The organism is Arthrobacter sp. yr096, from assembly GCF_900108925.1.
In the GTDB taxonomy this organism is placed as follows: domain Bacteria; phylum Actinomycetota; class Actinomycetes; order Actinomycetales; family Micrococcaceae; genus Arthrobacter.
Map to the genome: position 1 here is coordinate 252,509 of NZ_FNYI01000004.1, position 18,624 is coordinate 271,132.

General features: G+C 63.0%; 15 protein-coding genes and 1 tRNA gene. 3 read left to right on the top strand and 13 right to left on the bottom strand.

Features of this window, described 5'->3' with window-relative positions:
- Positions 1–12: 12 nt before the first annotated feature.
- The gene (locus tag BMY91_RS12085) at positions 13–267 is read right to left on the bottom strand and encodes a cell division protein CrgA (protein WP_090822177.1); all 255 of its coding nucleotides are present in this window, start codon (positions 265–267) and stop codon (positions 13–15) included.
- A gap of 158 nt (positions 268–425) precedes the next feature.
- Between BMY91_RS12085 and BMY91_RS12090 the strand changes: the two genes are divergently transcribed.
- Complete coding sequence (locus BMY91_RS12090; protein ID WP_090822623.1) at positions 426–1,253, top strand: class E sortase; 828 nt, start codon at positions 426–428, stop codon at positions 1,251–1,253.
- A 170-nt stretch (positions 1,254–1,423) separates the two neighbouring features.
- Positions 1,424–2,065 carry an aminodeoxychorismate/anthranilate synthase component II gene (locus BMY91_RS12095; RefSeq protein WP_090822179.1) on the top strand — a complete coding sequence of 214 codons (642 nt, stop codon included), beginning with the start codon at positions 1,424–1,426 and terminating at the stop codon, positions 2,063–2,065.
- 98 nt (positions 2,066–2,163) lie between these two features.
- On the opposite strand, the gene pknB is transcribed toward BMY91_RS12095, so the two are convergent.
- From pknB to BMY91_RS12130, 7 genes are read right to left on the bottom strand one after another with little or no spacing between them, the layout of a single operon-like run.
- Positions 2,164–4,065: a Stk1 family PASTA domain-containing Ser/Thr kinase gene (pknB, locus tag BMY91_RS12100; RefSeq protein WP_090822180.1), complete on the bottom strand. Its 1,902-nt coding sequence runs from the start codon at positions 4,063–4,065 to the stop codon at positions 2,164–2,166.
- Between the two features lie 10 nt (positions 4,066–4,075).
- Positions 4,076–5,911 (bottom strand): protein kinase domain-containing protein, encoded by a 1,836-nt coding sequence (locus tag BMY91_RS12105; RefSeq protein ID WP_090822182.1) that lies wholly within the window; start codon positions 5,909–5,911, stop codon positions 4,076–4,078.
- Positions 5,908–7,365 carry a penicillin-binding transpeptidase domain-containing protein gene (locus BMY91_RS12110; RefSeq protein ID WP_090822183.1) on the bottom strand — a complete coding sequence of 486 codons (1,458 nt, stop codon included), beginning with the start codon at positions 7,363–7,365 and terminating at the stop codon, positions 5,908–5,910. Before BMY91_RS12110 ends, BMY91_RS12105 begins: the two co-directional genes overlap by 4 nt.
- Positions 7,362–8,792, bottom strand: a complete 1,431-nt coding sequence (locus tag BMY91_RS12115; protein ID WP_090822185.1) for an FtsW/RodA/SpoVE family cell cycle protein — start codon at positions 8,790–8,792, stop codon at positions 7,362–7,364. Before BMY91_RS12115 ends, BMY91_RS12110 begins: the two co-directional genes overlap by 4 nt.
- A complete protein-coding gene (locus BMY91_RS12120) occupies positions 8,789–10,468 on the bottom strand; it encodes a PP2C family protein-serine/threonine phosphatase (protein ID WP_090822187.1) in 1,680 nt (559 codons plus the stop codon). Before BMY91_RS12120 ends, BMY91_RS12115 begins: the two co-directional genes overlap by 4 nt.
- Before the next feature lie 3 nt (positions 10,469–10,471).
- The gene (locus BMY91_RS12125; RefSeq protein WP_090822625.1) at positions 10,472–10,951 is read right to left on the bottom strand and encodes an FHA domain-containing protein FhaB/FipA; all 480 of its coding nucleotides are present in this window, start codon (positions 10,949–10,951) and stop codon (positions 10,472–10,474) included.
- A 5-nt stretch (positions 10,952–10,956) separates the two neighbouring features.
- Positions 10,957–11,706, bottom strand: coding sequence for an FhaA domain-containing protein (locus BMY91_RS12130; RefSeq protein ID WP_090822189.1), 750 nt, complete (start codon positions 11,704–11,706; stop codon positions 10,957–10,959).
- A 386-nt stretch (positions 11,707–12,092) separates the two neighbouring features.
- Here BMY91_RS12130 and BMY91_RS12135 point away from each other — a divergent pair.
- A tRNA-Leu gene (locus BMY91_RS12135) sits at positions 12,093–12,175 on the top strand.
- A gap of 63 nt (positions 12,176–12,238) precedes the next feature.
- Here BMY91_RS12135 and BMY91_RS12140 read toward each other — a convergent pair.
- The 5 genes from BMY91_RS12140 to BMY91_RS12160 are packed head-to-tail and all read right to left on the bottom strand — an operon-like array spanning position 12,239 to position 18,608.
- Positions 12,239–13,438, bottom strand: a complete 1,200-nt coding sequence (locus BMY91_RS12140; protein ID WP_090822191.1) for an aminotransferase-like domain-containing protein — start codon at positions 13,436–13,438, stop codon at positions 12,239–12,241.
- The gene (locus tag BMY91_RS12145) at positions 13,435–15,138 is read right to left on the bottom strand and encodes an ABC transporter ATP-binding protein (RefSeq protein ID WP_090822192.1); all 1,704 of its coding nucleotides are present in this window, start codon (positions 15,136–15,138) and stop codon (positions 13,435–13,437) included. The genes BMY91_RS12140 and BMY91_RS12145 overlap by 4 nt, the downstream gene beginning before the upstream one ends.
- A 1-nt stretch (position 15,139) precedes the next feature.
- A complete protein-coding gene (locus BMY91_RS12150) occupies positions 15,140–15,994 on the bottom strand; it encodes an ABC transporter permease (protein WP_090822194.1) in 855 nt (284 codons plus the stop codon).
- Positions 15,991–16,959 (bottom strand): ABC transporter permease, encoded by a 969-nt coding sequence (locus tag BMY91_RS12155; protein WP_090822196.1) that lies wholly within the window; start codon positions 16,957–16,959, stop codon positions 15,991–15,993. Before BMY91_RS12155 ends, BMY91_RS12150 begins: the two co-directional genes overlap by 4 nt.
- A complete protein-coding gene (locus BMY91_RS12160) occupies positions 16,956–18,608 on the bottom strand; it encodes an ABC transporter substrate-binding protein (RefSeq protein ID WP_256212713.1) in 1,653 nt (550 codons plus the stop codon). The genes BMY91_RS12155 and BMY91_RS12160 overlap by 4 nt, the downstream gene beginning before the upstream one ends.
- Positions 18,609–18,624 lie beyond the last annotated feature (16 nt).

Sequence of the window (18,624 nt, forward strand, 5' to 3'; positions counted from 1 at the left end):
GGTGCGGTTTCCCTAGGAGCGCCAGCGGGTGGTCATGAGGAAGCCGACGATTGCGATGCCAAAGCCTGCAACGATGTTCCAGGAAGCCCAGTCCCGGACAGGAAACTGGCCCTCAGTGATGTAGAAGGTGATGATCCAGATGAGCCCCAGAATCATCAGTCCGAACATGACGGCCTTATACCACACCGGGTTGGGCTTGTACTGCTGCGTTGCGGAAGTCTGCTGGGCCTGACGGGCAGGCCGCTTGCGGGGCTTGGACTCGGGCACGGATCCTCCTTGGCTGTACGTTAATACCCGTTTCGGCCGGCCTTGATATCCTGCAGGAAGGAAAATTCCAGCGGTTAACGGCCACGCGGCGTTCCGGGTTGGTTCTAGCTGTCAAGTCTAGCCGCAACTCGGGGTCCGCCCGCCCGCGTCCGCGCCCGATACAAGGAGACCCTGTGGCGCACCAGCAGACGACGACGGGTTCTTCCGTGTCGTCCGCCCGCCGCGGTCAGGAGCGGGGTCCCCGCAGGCCGCTCCGCGCATCGGATGTCATCCGCAAGATCAGCCAGATCCTGGGCGAGCTCCTCATTACTGCGGGAATTGTCCTGCTTTTGTTTGTGGGCTGGGAACTGTGGTGGACCAACGTGGAGGCCGACGCCAAACAGACGGAAGCCGTCCAAAGCTTCGCGCAGGACTTCACTGGGCCCATGACGCCAGCAGCGCCGGACGCCGCCGTGGATTATGGGCCGCCGGTTGTAGGGACCGCTCCGGGATACGGCGAAATGATTGGGATCATGTACGTCCCCCGCTTCGGAGCCGACTACACCCGTCCCATCATCGAAGGCACTGATGCAGGGGTCCTGGACACTCTTGGCTTGGGCCACTACGGGACTACCAGCATGCCCGGCGCAGTGGGCAACTTCGCTGTGGCCGGCCACAGGCAAACCCACGGAGCTGTGCTGGACAATATCCACACATTGGTTCCCGGAGACAAGATCTACGTTCAAACGGCTGATGGCTACTACACCTACGTCTTCCGGAACAACCAAATCGTCCTGCCGGACCGGACGGATGTTCTGATGCCCGTTCCCACGCAAGCTGGAGTCACACCGAAGGAAAGTATCCTCACCATGACCAGTTGCAACCCACGATTCGGGTCGCAGGAACGCATCATCGCCTACTCCACGCTGGATGGCTGGCAGCCTGCGTCAGCCGGACCGCCGTCGGAAATCGCTGCCCAAGTAGCCCAAGCCCAGGGAAAGGGGTAAAGGATGTACGCCTGGATCTTCCGCAATTTACCCGGGCCGCTGTGGGTGCGGATCCTGACATGCTTGGTATTGGTGGCAGCAGCACTGGTACTGATGGTCCAGTTCCTCTTCCCCTGGTTTTCCCAGTTCACCACTTTGACTGACTCAACGATTGGTTTAGTGCAGCAGCCATGAGCACAACAAAAATTCTTGTAGTAGATAACTACGACAGCTTCGTCTACACCCTGGTGGGATATCTCCAGGAACTCGGCGCCGAAACTACAGTGGTCCGCAACGACGACGTGACACTCGCCGAGGCTACCGAACTCGCAGCTACCCGCGACGGCGTCCTGGTCTCGCCCGGTCCCGGGACCCCGGCCGAGGCCGGCGTGTGCATCGAGCTCATCAAATGGTGCGGCGACAACAACAAGCCAATGTTCGGCGTATGCCTGGGACACCAGGCCCTCGCCGAGGCCTACGGCGGCGTGGTGACCCATGCTCCTGAGCTCATGCACGGCAAGACCTCACCGGTCCAGCATGAAGGCAAGAGTGTTTTCGCGGGCCTTCCTTCGCCGGTTACTGCCACGCGCTACCACTCCCTCGCAGCGGTCCGCGACTCCATTCCGGACGTTCTTGAGATCACCGCGGAAACAACCAACGGCGTGGTGATGGGCCTGCAGCACAAGACCGCGCCACTGTGCGGTGTCCAGTTCCACCCGGAATCAGTACTCACCGAGGGTGGCTACCAGATGCTCGGCAACTGGTTGGAGTCCCTGGGCATGACCGGGGCCGCCGAACGCGCATCCAAGCTGAGCCCGCTGATCAAGCAGTAGGCAGGGAGGTGGGCGGCATCCGCCGGCCTCCGCGGGCTGCTCCGTCGTCGCTTTGACGCACGCTTCCGGTGGCCAGCCCGCGGCCGACAGTCCGGACGTTACTTCTTGGTCTCAGTGGGCTTCGGCGTTGGCTTGTCGGTGTTTGTGGGTGTCGGCGTGGGCGTTGGTGTCGGGGTGACAGGGGCTTTGGCCACCGTCACGGTGACCGTCTTGCCCTGATCCACCTCAGTGTTGAAGGTTTCGCTCTGGGCCGTGACGGTGCCAGGCGCCACCTCGGAATTCTCTTGCTCCACCACTGCCATTACCAACCCATTGGTCTTGAGGGTGGCTTCTGCTTCAGTCTGGGGCAGCCCAATCAGCTGCGGCATAAGGACCTTGCCCGAGGAAACCTGCAGTTCCACTTTGGAGGAGGCTGCGATTGGCCCGCCGGGGGCAGGCGCGGTGTTAATGACCACGCCCACTGGAACAGTGGCGCTGTGAGTCCTGACCGTGGAAACGTCGCCGGTGATACCAAGCTTTCGCAGGGCGTCACGAGCGTCTGGTTCAGTGCGGCCCACGATGTTCGCCGGGATGGTGACGGAGCTGGGGCCGCTGGAAATCTTGAGGATAACCTCGGCGTCCTGGTCCAGCAGGGAACCGGCCGTCGGAGCTGTGCCAATGGTCATGTCCTTGGCTACCGAATCGCTGGCCTCGCGCACGGTCTTTGGCACCAGCTTGGCCGAGTACAGTTCCTGGATTGCCTGGGACTCGGACATGTTGGCCACCACGGGCACAGGAATCTTCGCTGGGGGCGGTGGTTGCAGGTTCATGAGGCTGTACAGCCAGAACCCACCGCCGGCCAGCACGATCAGCGTGAAGATCACCAAGGTTGCTATCCACGTACGACGGCGGGTCTTCTGACCTGCTGTCCGCTCGCGTTCCGTTGGGAGGCCCAAGGGAAGCGCGTCATCCTGCGGATGGTCGACGGGTTGGTCCTTGAATTGATCGACATCAAGAAAGCCCACGGCGGTGGTGCTCAGGAGCTGGGTGGCGGGGTCCTCCTCCACGAGGTCGTTCGGATCGGTGGGAGCTTCGCTGGACGGAAGAGCCGGCACGGGAATTCCGTTACTTGCCGCGCGCAGTGCGCGTCGGAAGGACGCTGCATCCTGGAAACGGTCTGTGCGGCTCTTCTGGAGGGCCTTGGCCAGGACCGAATCCAACGCTTCGGAAACATCGGGGTTGTGGGCACTTGGCATGTCCGGGATCTCGCGGACGTGCTGGTACGCCACTGAAACCGGGCTATCGCCAACAAAAGGCGGCCGGCTGGTCAGCAGTTCGTAGAGGAGGCAACCAGCAGAGTAGAGATCGCTGCGAGCATCCACGGTCTCACCACGTGCCTGCTCCGGTGAAAGGTATTGAGCTGTGCCCACGACGGCCTGTGTCTGGGTCATGGTGGCTGCGGAGTCGGCCATGGCACGCGCGATGCCGAAGTCCATGACTTTGACGTCTCCGGTGTCAGCGCACACCATCACGTTGGCCGGTTTGATGTCGCGGTGGACGATGCCCGCGCGGTGGCTGTACTCCAGTGCGGACAGGACGCCCAGTGTGAAGCCGATGGAGCTCTCCACGTCCAGCTCATTCGCCTTGATCATGTCCCGCAAGGTGCGGCCGGCCACGTACTCCATGACGATGTACGGGACGCGGACGTCCTCGCCGGGACCACCAGGTACGGAGTATTCGCCCGTATCGAAGATGGCCACGATGGACGGGTGGTTCAATGCCGCCACGGCCTGGGCTTCACGTTTGAACCGGGCCTGGAACTGGGGATCGCGGGCGAGGTCCGCCCGAAGGACCTTGACCGCGATGGTCCGTCCCAGCAAAGTATCCGTTCCGCGGTAGACGTCCGCCATGCCGCCGCGACCGATCAGCTCACCGAGTTCGTAGCGGGCGTTGAGGATGCGCTGTGAAGACACAGGTGTGCTCTCCTCTCGATGCGCGGGACCTTGGCGTGGCGTAGACATAACGGATCAGCTAGTTGCTCGGGCTGCCGCTGGGGCTGGCACTCGAAGAACCGGGGTTGGTGGGCACAACGGACTTGGACAGGAAGTACGTCACGGTGGAGCCGGCGGGAACTTCGGCCCCCGCAGCGGGCGAGGACCGCACGAAGGTTCCGGGCTGCTGGCCGACGGCACCGTTCACGGGATCACCGGCTACCCAACGGAGCCCGGCGCCCTCTATGGCGGCCCGAACCTGCGACTCGTTCGCTCCGACGCCAATGGTCGGAACGGCTACGGATTCAGGTCCCTTTGAGTACTGAACCGTAATGGTCTGTCCAGGATCGACTGGCCCGGTCGGGTTAAGGCTGATCACGGTCCCGGGAACAGCGGCGTTAAAGACTTCCTGACCGTCCACACCCAATCCCAGGGCACGCAGCTCGGCGCTCACCGATTCAAACGGCTGACCCAAGTATTGCTCGGGGATGACGTTGACCTTCTGCGGGGTGGACTGCGTGGGCGTGGGAGACGGCGACTCCGAGGTTTGGCTGGGTGTAGGAGTAGCCGAAGTGGACGTTGGGCTGGCTGTACGGCTGGCGCTGGCCGACGTGGACTGGCTCGGGCTGGGGCTCGGCGAGAAGAATCCGGACTGGGAAATCAGGAAACCAACCAGTGCGAACAGGACCAGCAGGATCAGGGCCACCAAGGGCCAGGTCCAGGGGCTGCGCTTCTTGCGTTCGGGCTCGCGGTCGTCGAAGTTGTCGTCGTCGCTGTAAGCCACTTCTTCTTCGTCGTTGAGCTGGCGCTCTGCCTCCAACGCGTTGGCGCGCGACAAGGGGTTGTCGGAAGAAGCCGCGGCGGCGCCCACAGCAGCTCCGGCTGCGGCGGCACCGAGCACCGGAAGTGCGGAGGTCGCCGTCGACGACTGCTCTTTTCCGTAAGGCGAGGTGACGACGCCGGTGGGTGCGGTCGCGGTGTCGACGGGCGCCGTGATGGGCCCCGTGGTGGATTCGAACAGCAACATTCCGGGTACGGCGGCGTGGGCCGTGGCGATGTCGCCGTTGCGGATGGCGTCAGCGGCCTCGGCCAGCTTGATGGCGTTGGCGGGACGGTTCTTGGGATCCTTGGCCAGCATGGACATCAGGAGGGCGCGCACGGGCGTGGGAAGGGTTTCCGGCAGGGGCGGCGGCGCGTCGTTGACCTGTGCCAAGGCGATGGCAATCTGCGATTCGCCCGAGAAGGGACGGTGGCCGGTGAGGCACTCATAGCCAATGACGCCCAGGGAGTAGATGTCCGAAGAGCCGGTGGCGGTCTGGCCGGTTGCCTGCTCAGGAGCCAAGTACTGGGCAGTGCCCATGACCTGGCCGGTCTGGGTCAACGGGACCTGGTCTGCCAGGCGCGCAATGCCAAAGTCAGTCACCTTCACGCGGTTGTCCGGGGTGATCAACAGGTTACCCGGCTTGATGTCCCGGTGAACCAGGCCCTGAGCGTGTGCCACGGCCAGGGCGCGGGCGGTCTGCGCGATGATCGAGAGCGTCATGTCCGGGGACAAAACCTGCTCTTTTTCGAGGATTCCGCTCAAGGGGTGGCCAGGCACGAGCTCCATGACCAGGTACGCCGAGCCGGCTTCCTCGCCGTAATCGAAGACGTTGGCGATGCCCACGTGGTTGAGGAGGGCGGTGTGCCGTGCCTCCGCCCGGAAGCGCTGCAGGAAGCCGGGGTCCCCCGTGTATTCCTCCTTGAGCACCTTGATGGCAACGATCCGGCCGAGGATCTGGTCCTTGGCCTTCCAGACCTCGCCCATGCCACCAATCGCAATGCGACTGGTCAGCTGGAACCTGCCGCCGAGTGTGATTCCCGAAGTAGGCCTCACTTATTCAACACCGCCTCAAAAATCTTCTTTGCGTTCGGACTGGTTAGCTGGGCACCGCTGAGCACATCCACACCTTCCATGACGATGGTGACGGCCACTTGCGGATCGTTTGCCGGGGCGAACCCGGTAAACCATGAGTTGTTCAAACCTGAATCGCCAAGCTCCGCGGTACCGGTCTTGCCGGCCACCTTGACGCCGGAAACGGCTGCTCCCTTGGCAATGCCGTTATCCACTGCGCTGGTCATCCACTCGGTGATCTGACCCGCGATGGGCTGGGTGGTGCTGGTGCGGAGGGCCTCAGGCTTGAGTTCGCTGATCACGCGAAGATCGGGTGCGCGCACCGTCTTCACGAGGTTGGGCTTCATCTGCACGCCGCCGTTGGCGATCGCCGCCGTCATCATGTTGATCTGCAGCGGAGTGGCCTTGACGTCGCGCTGGCCCACTGATGACTGGGCGAGCTGGGCCTGGTCCAGGTCTTCCGGGAAGACGCTGATGGCCTGCTGGAGCTTCAGTTGATCGCCGAAGGTTTCACCGAAGCCGAACTTCTGGGCCTGATCCCGGATGGCGTCCTGGCCAAGGTCAAGCGCGATGCTTGCAAACGGCGTATTGCAGGATTGCTCCAAGGCGAAGGCGAAGGAAGCTGTTTCGCGGACGTTGCAGTTACCGCCGGCGTAGTTGGGCAGGCTGGCACTGGATCCGGGCAAGGGCAGGCTGCTGGGGTTCGGCAGCTCGCTGTCCTTGTTGTATTTGCCCGACTTCAGGGCTGCCGCGGTATCGATGAGTTTGAAGACCGAACCGGGTGACAGCAGGTTGCCCGTGGGGCCGCTGACGTTCTGGTTCAGGTTAATCCCGGGAACCTGGTTCAGTTCGTTGTAGCTGGCCTGGGCCGCCGCGGTGTCGTGCGTGGCGATCAGGTTGGGATCATAAGACGGTTTGGACACCATGGCGAGGATGGCGCCGGTCCGCGGATTGGTGACCACGATGGACCCGCGCTGACCGTCGGGAATGAGGTCGAAAGCGAGTTTCTGGATTTCAGGGTCCAAGGTCAGTTCCACGGATGCGCCCTTGGGCTCGTTGCCAAGGAACATCTGGCTGACGCGGTCCAGGAACAGCTGGTCCGAGTTGCCCGCGAGTGTGTCGCCCATGGACTGTTCCAAGCCGGTGGAACCGAAGCCCTTGGAGAAGTATCCGGTAATGCCGGCGTACAACTCAGGCTGCGTGTACTTGCGCTGGAATGCGCAGGATTCTGTCCCCGGAACGGACTCCGCTACGGGTTTGCCGCCAACAATGATCGCACCGCGATCGTTGCAGAACGAGGCCAGGATGGCCCGCTGGTTCCAGGGGTTGGCGTTGAGGTCGTCAGCGCCAATGACCTGCACATAGCTTATGGCGCCGAAGATCAACGCGAACATGGCGACAGCCGCCATCCATGAGCTGCGAATAGCCTGGTTCATTGTTGCTTCACCGCCTCTGTTGGTGCGCTGGGTGTCTTGCCTGTGGCCGGTTTACGAATGCCGTTGGTGTTGGTGCTTGCCGGAGGTTTATTGACCATGGGTGTGGTGTCCACCGGGCCGCGGGCCGTGTTGGAGATCATCAGCAGGAGGCCAACGATGATCCAGTTGGCCAGGAGCGATGATCCGCCGGCGGCCAGAAACGGCGTGGTCAGGCCGGTCAGCGGAATGAGCCGGGTGACGCCGCCAATGACCACGAAGCACTGCAGTGCAATGGCGAAGGACAAACCGCAGGCGAGCAGCTTGCCGAACGCATCCCGGGTGCCCAACGCTGCCCGGAAGCCTCGCGTGAACAGCAGGAGGTAGAGCATGACGACGGCGAAGAGGCCGATCAAGCCCAGTTCTTCACCGATGAGGGCCACGATCATGTCGCTGTTGGCAAAAGGAACCAGGTCCGGCCGGCCTTGACCGAGGCCAGTGCCTACCAGGCCACCATCGGCCATACCAAACAAGCCCTGGACAATCTGTCCACTGCCGCCAGGAGACCTGCCGAAGACCTCCGGGGTGAAGGCGTTGATCCAGCTGTCGATGCGGAACGCAACGTGGGAGAAGATCTGCGAGGCAACAAAGCCGCCGCCCAGGATCAGGAGCAGGCCGATGACGACCCACGAGATGCGGCTCGTGGCCACGTAGATCATCACGATGAACAGGCCAAAGAAGAGGATGGAGGATCCGAGGTCGCGCTGGAAGACCAGCACTCCGATGCTCACCAACCAGGCAGTAATCATGGGTCCCAGGTCCTTGAACCGCGGGAATTGCATGGGGCCGATCTTCCGGCCTGCCAGCAGGATGAGGTCGCGGTTGGACGAAAGATAACCGGCAAAGAATATGGCCAAAGTGATCTTGGCGATTTCACCAGGCTGGAAGGTCATGGGACCCACCCGGATCCAGACCCTCGCGCCAAGGATCTCACCCGCGGAAATGCCCGGAATCAAAGGGAGCAGCAGCAGGAAAGCACTGACGGCCAGTGAAATGTAAGTGAAACGGCGAAGAACCCGGTGGTCTTTCAAGAACCAGATCACAGCGATGGAGACCGCCATGGCGATCAGCGTCCAGCGGAGTTGGTTGTTGCCGGTATCGTCCGCCGGACCGTCCATCCTGTGGATCAGGGCCAGCCCCAGTCCGTTCAGCGCTACAACAATCGGAAGTATTACCGGATCGGCATATTTCGCGCGGAGCCTGAGGACCACGTGGAAAGCGAAAGCGGCAACGGCCAGCAGGCTCGACTGGAACCAGAAGTCCCTGTCCAGGCCTACTTCAGAGTTAATGCTCACCAAGGCACTGGCGCCAATACCAACGGCAAGGGCAAGGACGATGAGCACCAGCTCAACGTTCCGGCGGGGTTTGGGAGAAGTGTCTGTCTGGATCACTTGGCCGCCTCACAGGGAGTCGGGACGGGCGAGGGAGTGGCAACGGCCGCGGTACTGGGTACGGGCACGCTGCTGGTAGGCGACGGAGTGGGTGTAGCCGGAGTGCTGGTAGGGCAATTGGCTGAGGCGCTGCCCGTGTTCTTCAGGTTTTCCACAATGGTCTGGGCATCGTCCAGGTCACCCGCCGGAACGGTCTGGCGTACGCTCTGCTGGCCGTATTCGGGCAATGAATCCACCCTGATGTCAGTGACGGCTTCCAGCCGGGAGAGCTGAATGGGTCCGAGGCGCTGCGAGATGCCGTTAAAGATGGCAACGCGCTGGTCGTATTCGCCCACGTAGTAGCGGGTTTGGGTCCACGCGTAGCCCAGCCACAGGCCAACGACGACGCCCACCACAACAACCGCGGCGACAGCCGGCATCAACCAGCGGATACGCCGCCTTGCAGGCTCTTCAACGTCCACGCGGTCCTGCTCGGCCTTATGCGTGAGGACAGTCGCTGCCCTGCGGGCCACGGTGCGGCCGGCAACAGTAGGGATGGATCCGGTTTCGGCAGCAGTAGCCGCAGCGCCAACCAGTTCATGGGGACGGCTGGCCAGCTCTTCGCGCAGGACTTCAGCGGAGAGGTGCTCACCGAGGTGTGGGTCGGTGGTGGTGGGCGGCTCGCTGGACGCCTTGGAGGACTCGGCGGATTCGTCGACTTCCTTGGAGGGATCGCCCGCACTGAACGACGACCCCGCGTCTGCCGCCAGCGCGGCTTTCGCCTTCTCCGCAGAGTCGGCGTCCTCAGCTTTCCTGGTTGCTGAAGGACCATCGGGAGACTTGGACGCCGTGACGGGTTCGGGCTCGTCCACTGCGGCAAGTGCCGCAGCCGGAACGACGTCGACGGCGGCCGTGTTGACGTCGTCGTCGGTCTCTTCGACGATCTCCAGCATCACCACGGTGACATTGTCCGGGGCGCCGGCTTCAAGCGTGAGGTCCACCAGGATTTCCGCGCACTCGCGCAGGTCCTTGGTCTCGCGGACCATGCGCTCCACAACGTGTCCCGCAACGTAGTTGAGCCCGTCGGAGCACAGCAGCCAACGTTCGCCGGGTTCAACGTCCAGAACGTCCAGGTCCAACTCGGGGCTGGCATCCACATCGCCCAGGACGCGCATCAAGACGTTCTTGTGCGGGTGTGTTTCGGCTTCCTCGGGGCGCAGCCGACCCTCGTCAATGAGGCGCTGAACGAAGGTGTGGTCCACGCTGACTTGCTCGAACTTCTTGTTCCGCAGGCGGTAGGCCCGGGAATCACCGATGTGGGCGAAGTGGAGCTTGCGGTCCTCAAGGAGCAGCGCAGTAACAGTGGTCCCCATGCCGGAGAGCTTGGGGTTCTGGTGGACGAGTTCGGAGAGCAGGGAGTTGGCGGTCTGGATTTCGTCCGCGAGGACTGTTTCCGCGCCGTCGGGGTAGTCGTCATGATCAAGATGGATCATGTCCAGAACCGTTGAAGCAGAAGCGACATCGCCGCCTGCGTGACCGCCCATGCCGTCGGCCACGACTGCAAGATGGCGGCCCACATATGCGGAGTCGTCATTCTTGGAGCGGATCCGTCCGACGTCGGAACGCGCCGCGTAGCGCATGATGAGCGGGCGCTCCGCGGGCTTTTCCTTGCCTTCGGGGGTCTCGGGGGAGGCCATGGACTACGGCCTCAATTCAATGACCGTCTTGCCGATTCTCACGGGGACGCCAAGCTCAACCGGCAAGGCACGGGTGAGCTGTTGATCGGCCAAATAGGTGCCGTTGGTGGAGCCGAGGTCCTCAATGAACCAACGGCTTCCTTGCGGGAACAGCCGGGCATGGCGGCCGGAAGCGTAATCGTCCTCCAGGACAAGGGTGGCTTCCTGGGCGCGGCCAAGCAAGATGGGGCTGGCGGCGAGGGGGACCGTGGTGCCCTTGAGGGGGCCTTCAGTGACCACCAGTGTGCGGGCGTGCTGGATAGCAGGCGGCGGAGAAGCGGCCAGTTCAGGATGCTTGCGCACCTCGCGTGCCGTGGGGGCCCCGGTGACGGCTTTGCGGCCGATCTGGAGGTCACGACGCATGGTGGTGACGATGCTGAAGATCAGGACCCACAGCAGCAGCAGGAAACCGAAGCGAAGCGCTGTGATGGTCAGTTCGCTGATGTCGTTCACGCGTTGCCACCCTGGTTTTGGGGGAGGAGGCGGAAAATGATCTTGGTACGTCCCATCGTGATGGTTGAGCCGTCTGTGAGCTCCACGCTGCCGTTCACTTTATGGCCGTTGACGTAGCTGCCGTTAGTGGAGCCAAGGTCAACGGCCCAGGTGCTCCCATTCTCCGTGCGGATTTCAAGGTGCTTCCGGGAGACTCCTGTGTCATCCACGAGGATGTCTGCTTCCGAGGAGCGGCCCAGCACTACGGAGTGGGCATTGAGGGAATATCGTTGGCCGCCGATGTCCAGAACGGGCTGGAGGCGGGTGGGCTGGCGTGCCGGGGCGGCCGGAACATGCGCCCTGGGAGCTTGTGGAGCCGGAGTACCGTCGTCCGACGATTTCTCTGTCCGGGAATTTATTTCAAAATGGCCGGCCCGTTCTTCGTCATTTCGACGGAACGAGATCCGGACCGCGCCCTGAAGCGTGTAGCCCTGGCTGCGGACGTGCTGAATGACGACGTCGCACAGTTCCTCGGCGAGGGGTGTTCCCCATTCCTGGGCCCGGGCGAAGTCTTCGTCGCTGAGCAGGACATCAAAAACGTTGGGAGCCAACGTGCGCCCCGCAGCGATGGTGATGGACTTGTTATCCAACTCCCGCCGTAGCTTGCTCGCAATCTCCACCGGCTCAACACGTGCCCGCGACCCTGTGGAGAAGACATTGCGGACGGCCTTTTCAATGCCGCGCTCGACTTTGTCCAGCAAACCCATGGTCCTTCTCCTTTCCTTGCCGCGGCACCCGCTGTGCCTGGTCCGATAGTCCGTCCATTGCTCCGTCTGCGCACACGGCAAAGTACGCGCCTGACGGCCCTTCCACTTCCCGATACTACTGGGACTGACTGGGAATGGCCTTAATCCACAACGCCTTGCGACCCGGAAAAGTTCGCGCCCGGCCCTTGCTGGCGCGGGAGTCGGGGGTTCAAATTTCCATGGAGTTCAGCCGTTGTTGGGGGATTTTTTGGTGGCTTCGCTGCCTCACCAAGGGGGTGCCGGAGCCCCGATTGGTGTTTTGCCACAAATGTCCGTTATGCTTGATCTCGCTGCTTTTGAAGGAATCGAAGCTGGGAAACCCGCAGAAGTCCAGAAAAAGAAGTTGCGCGCGAGTGGCGGAACGGCAGACGCGCTGGCTTCAGGTGCCAGTATCCGAAAGGGTGTGGGGGTTCAAATCCCCCCTCGCGCACGCAAATAAGAAAGAGCCCCGGTCTTAGGACCGGGGCTCTTTCGTTGTGCCCTGGAGTGAGGTTTACGGAACTTGCCGCTTCAGCGCACGTCCCAGGCGCGCAGCCGCTTCCTCCAGCTTGGACGCCGCAACGTCGCCATACGCCAGGCGTAGGTGCCGGTCAGCGTCCGTTCCGGGCCCCGAGGGGAAGAACGACCCCCGCTGGTACTCCACTCCTTCTGCGCTGGCATCAGCGGCCAGCTGGTCAGGATCTATGGAGTCGTCTGCCAGTTTGGGCCACAGGAACAGTCCGCCGTCCGGGAGAACAGTCTCAAAAGCTCCCGGAGCTTCCCGGTGCAGCGCGGCAACCAGCGTTTCAGCGCGGTTCCGGTACAGCGCGCGGGCCCGGTCCAGGGTGGCGTCGAAGATTTGGGGGTCGGAGGTGACCAGTTCACCGATGATGGCCTGGACCAGCGTGGAGCTGTGGGAATCCTGGCGGCTGCGCAAGGCCACCAGGTCACGTGCCAGGCGCTCGGGTGCAACCGTCCAACCAAGGCGCAACCCGGGCCCCAGTGTCTTGGTGAAGGTGTTGATGTGGAGGACGTGGTCAGAGTTGTTGAACTCCTCCACACTTTCCTGCACGCCGGCAAAGCGAAGCTCACGGTACGGGTTGTCCGCAAGGATCACGAATCCGTAGTGTTCCGCCAGTCGTACGAGTTCTTTCCGGGCCTCCCCGGACAGTGTGCCTTGGGAGGGGTTGTGGAAGTCCGGCACTGTATATAGGGCGGCTGGTCGGGCACCGCCCCTGAGCTGGTCCGAGAGATGATCGACGTCCAGGCCCTGCGGACCCACGAATACCGGCAGGGTCCGTGCATCAGAGAGCTGGAGCCCACGGAGGAACAGCGGGAAGATCGGGTTGTCCACGGCCACCAGGTCCCCGCGTTCCACCACGGACTGGATGGCCAAGGAAAGTCCATGGAAGCCGCCGTTGGTGATGAGGATCCGGTCAACGGAGACGCCTTCGCGTTCTGCTATCCACTCCCGCAGCGGCGAAATACCCTCTGTCCGTGAGTATTGGAGCGCAGGGACGCCGGGCTTGGCCAGAACACGTGCTGTGGCGGCGGCCAATTCCTCCGTGGGGAGGACGCTGGGATCCGGAATGCCGCCCAAAAGCTCAATCACATCCGCTCGACGATCCCGCAGAGTCTGGTCGCCGAAGCCCTTGGGCGCGGTGAAGGCCTCCACGAGGGCGGGCCGGCGGGTGGATATCAGGTTCACGGTCATGCTGTTGCCTTCGCTAGTTGTTTGCTGGTCTGTTCCTCGGTTGGCGCAGTTGCCAGCGGGATCGCCCCAAGGAGGGCGCGGGTATAGGGATGCTGCGGTCGGTGGAAGATCTCCTCCACGGGACCGTCCTCCACCACGTGGCCGCGCCGCAGAACCGATACGGAGTCAGCTACCTGCCGCACCAGCGCAAGATCGTGCGAGACGAACAAGTACGTCAGGCCCAGCTCACGTTGCAGTTTGGACAGCAGCTCAAGGATTCCCGCTTGAACGCTCACGTCCAGCGCGGAGGTGGGTTCATCCAAAACCACGACGTCGGGCCTCACCACCAGCGCCCGGGCGATCGCCACCCGTTGCCGCTGGCCGCCGGACAGGTGAGCGGGCCGCCGTGAAGCCACCTCGGACGGTAGGCCCACGGCTTCCAAAGTCTCGCGAACCCGCTGGGCACGCCCGGCCTTGGTGCCCACGCCAAACTGATCCAGTGGCTCGCGGACAATCCTGCCCACCCGCCACGTGGGGTCGAGGGACGTGAACGGGTTCTGGTAGACCAGTTGGAGGTGGCGGCGGATCTCGCGGACATCGGCCCTGGAACGGCCCGACGTCGATTGGCCGGCTACCGTAATGTCCCCACCGTCCGGCTGTTCAAGACCCAGCAACAGCCGGACCGCGGTGGTTTTGCCGGACCCGGACTCGCCGACGAGCGCGTGCGTCCGCCCGCGTTCCACGGAGAAGGACACCCCGTCGCAGGCGAGGACGTCCTTTCCGCCGGCCGAGAAGCGCTTGGTCACACCACGGACGTCGATCTGGAGCCCGGCGTCCGGCGCGCTGGACGCCGGGGTGCGGGAGCCGCCGTCGTGCGCTGGTGTTAAGGTGATGCGCTGGTTCCTGTATCGGTCCGGGTGCAGCGCCGGGACGTCGGCCTGAAGGCTCCGCGCGTAATCCGTGGTGGGCGAAGCGAACACTTCCAGGGACGGTCCACTTTCCTGCACCGAGCCGTCCTTCAGCACCACCAGGGACTCGGCGCGCTCGGCGGCGATCGCGAGGTCGTGCGTGATGAGGAGCAGGCTGATGTCCAGCTCGCGGCGGAGCTCGGTCAGCATGTCCAGGATGAGCTTCTGAACGGTCACGTCCAAAGCGGAGGTTGGTTCGTCAGCCACAATCAGCGCCGGACGAGGCAACACCGTGAGCGCGATCAGAACGCGCTGGAGCATGCCGCCGGAGAGCTGGTGCGGGTAGGAATCGTAAACCCGGGAAGGGTCCGGGAGGCCCACTTGCTCCAGTACGTCCAGGATTTTTGCGCGGCGGGCGGTTGGGTCTGTTTCGCCAAGCAAGGCGGCGGCCTCCTGAGCTTGCGCACCGATGGTCCGCACCGGGTTGAGGGCCGATGCCGGGTCCTGGGGGATGAAGCCCAGCTCCCTGCCGCGCAGGGGACGGAAGTGTTTCTCCGGGAGCGCCAGGACCTCACGTCCGTTGAGCGCTACCCGCCCAGTGGCCGTCGCTTCTCCGTGGGGAAGCAACCGAAGGATCGCTTTGGCGATGGTGGACTTGCCCGATCCGGACTCTCCGATGAGCGCCAGGCTCTCGCCTTTGGCTACAGAAAAGGAGACGTCATGGACCACGGCGGTGGGACCGTAGGCGATGGACAAGCCCTGCACTGTTAATAGGTCTGCGGACACGTTGGTGTCCTGGGTGTTCAGAGGCATGTCACTTCGCCTTTCGCAGCCAGCGGCTGATGCGGTTGACGGACAAAACGGTGACCACGATGACCAAGGCAGGCGCATACACCAGCCAAGGGGCCGTCACGTAGGTCTTTCCTGAGGCCACCAGCAGGCCCCAATCGGAGGCCGGGGGCGGATCCCCATAGCCCAGGAAGGCCAGCGACGCGATGATCAGGATGGACGTGCCGAACTGGAGCACAGCGAGTACCAACACGGACCGGTAGGCGTTGGGAAGGATGTGGCCGAGCAGTGCGTGGAGCCGGTTGCCGCCTTGCAGATAGGAGGCTTCCACGAAGGTGGCGCTGCGGACGCGCATCACTTCCGCGCGCATCAACCGGGCAAAGACCGCGACGGCGGACACTCCGGTGGCGATGGCCGCGTTGATGGTCTGGAAACCCAACGAACTCACGATGACCACGGCCAACAGGAACCCCGGGATGGCGAGGAGAACGTCCACGAACCGGCCCAGAACGGAGTCCAGCCAGCCGCCGCGGAATCCACTGGCCAGGCCGATGATGCTGCCCACCACCAACCCGATGAGCACTGCCACCAAGGCGCTGGTGACAGAGGATGCCGTGCCGTAGACGACGCGTGCGTATTGATCGCGGCCAAGGTAATCAGTACCGAACCAGTGTGCGGCACTCGGGGCCGCCAGTTTGCTCGCGGTATCTCCCGTGACAGGACTGAACGATGTGAAGAGACCTGGAACAAGGGACCAGAGGATGACGAGCAAAATCACGGCGAAGGACAGGACCACGGTGACCGGGGGTAGCCCCGCCGTGAGTCTTTTGGATGCTGTTCCAACATTGCGCAGTTGGGCGTAGCCAAGCGTGGCAGTCATGCGCTCACCTTCTCGCGGAGTTTGGACTCCCGGAGTTTGACGCGGGGATCGAGCAGCGGCGACGCGAGGTCGGCCACCAGGTTGACGGCCACGAACACCACGGCCGACAGGGAAACCACGGCTTGAAGCACTGGCTGGTCTTCTCCCGTCACGGCTTTTTGGACAACGGTGCCGATGCCGTCACGGCCGAAGATCGTCTCGGTAATAACTGAGCCACCCAGAAGTTCACCAACAATGAGCGCCACCATGGCCACGGAGGGCAGGGCCGACGGTTTCACCAGATGCTTGGCGAAGAGCTTGGCCTCGCTAAGGCCACGCGAACGGGCCACCAAGGCGTACTCCTGCCGGGATTCGTGGTCCAGGCTGGCAATCAGCACCTCGGCCAGCGGTGCCGAGACCGGAATGGCCAAAGTGATGGCTGCGAACAGCGTTGCCACCGGACTGTTGGGATCCGTGGTGGTGAAGGAATGAAGACGGAAGGCAAAGAGTTCGATCAGCACCAGGCCGATCACGAAGTTGGGCACCGACAGGAAGAACGACGGAATGGAGCGGACGATCGCCGCCCACCTGCCCGGCAAATACTGGGCGCCGTACGCGATGACTACCGCGAAAACGATGGCGATGAGCAGCGCGCTGGTGGCAAGAGTGAGCGTGGAAGGCAACGCGTCTCCCACGATCTGGGACACAGGAAGATTGGATTGAAGCGAGAAGCCCAACTCTCCTGTCAGGAACCGTCCCAGGGAGAGCAACAGCTGCACGATCACGGGCTGGTCCAGGCCGTAGAAGGCCACGATCCGCTGGATGTCCTCCTCGCTCAATCCGTGCTGCGGGTCCCTCAACGTATTGGTGATCGCATCGCCCGGGAGGACGCTGATCACCAGGAACGTGAGGACATAGGCCAAGAGGACGACCACCACCGCCTGACCCGCGCGGGTCAGGGCAAAGCGGTTGTAATCGCTGGTCACTGCGAGATCCAAGCGGTGTAGAAGTTGGCATAGGCCAAGCCGTTGTACTGGACATCCTTTATCTTCGGGTTGATCAGGTAAAGGCGCTGGACGAGCTGGTTAAGAGGGATAAAGTATCCCTGCTCCAGGACGTACTGCTGGAGCTCGTCCGCAACCTTTTCGCGGGAAGCCCGGTCCGAGGCCGTGGCGATCGCAGTGGAGAGGTCGTTGAGCTTCTGATCGCTGGTCCCCAGGCTGAACCAGTCCTCGCCCTTGTTCTGGCTGGTCAAGACTCCGGCGACCGTTCCGACGTCGACGAAGCTGCGTGAGGTCTGGAACAGCGGCGGCTTGCTGGCTTGGATGGCCGCGTAGCCGGCCACGTCCACTACCTTGAGGTTGACCTTGATGCCCACCTTCTTGAGTTGCTGGGCGATGAGCTCATCCTCGGCCTTGGTGGACGGGACATACGGATTGGGAGTGAGCGTGAATTCGAGGGTTTTGCCGTCCTTGGTGCGGTACTCGTCAGAACCCTTGGCCCAGCCGGCGTCGTCCAGGAGCTTGTTGGCTTTGTCGGCGTCGAATGCGAAGGAGTCGCTGAACTCGCCTGCTTCAGGGACGTTGCCCTGGATGAAGGTGGTGGCGGCGTTCCAGTCGCTGGTGTAGACGGTCTTGAGGATTTCTTCACGGTCAATGCCGTGCTGGATCGCCTTGCGCACAGCGGGATCGTTGGTGGGGAAGGCCTGCGTGTTCACCTGGAATCCGTCCACAAAGCCCAGGTAGCGCGGCGTACCCACCGTGAAGCCCTGTGCCTTGAGCGACTCGATTTCCTGCGGCTCAACGTTGAAGGCAACATCGGCCTGGCCGGAAACCACCGTGGAGGTCCGGACTGACGTGTCCTTGATGACCTTGTACGTGATGGTGTCCAGACGTGCCGGACCCGTGTGGCCGAGCGCTGCCGGACCCCAGTTGTAGTCCTTACGCTTCTCCAAGACGTAGCTGTCACCCTGCTTCCAGGACTTGACCACAAACGGGCCGCTCCCGATCTCCTGGCTGAGGTCCGCCTGGGCCTCTACGGGCAGGGCCAGAGTCTTTGGGGAGAGCAGGATGCAGCCGTGGTACGCCAACGTGGCGATGAAGCCCAGTGCGGGGGAGGAGAAGGACACCTTCACGGTTTCCGCGTCGGACGCCTCTGCTGACACGAAGTTACTGGACGGGAAGAGGCCCACCTTGCTGACGCCACGCGTGGAATCGCCCTTGGCCCAGGCGTTGAGGTTGGCGACGACGGCCGCTGCGTCCAGCGGAGTTCCGTCAGAGAAGGTCACGCCCTTCTTCAAGTGGATCACGAAGTCCTTGGCGCCGTTGAGTTCTTCCCAGCTCTCGGCAACCCACGGGCTCAGCTCACCCTTTTCATTGACGTACACCAGTTTGTCCGTGATCTGGCCCCAGAGGTTGCCCTCGTAGCTGGAGATGGACGTCTTGCTGGAGACCCAGCCGGTGTCGTAGCCCTGGATCAGGAAGGTGATGTTGCCGCCGTCCACGGGAGTTGTGGAGCCGGCGCCGGTGCTGGCCGTTGTGCCGCCGCACGCGGTGACAAGGGCTGAGGTGGACAGTGCGCCGAGGCCTGCAAGGAAGGCCCGCCTGCGGAATTCGGGGGTATTAAAGGTGTTCACTGGGTGCGCTCCTGAT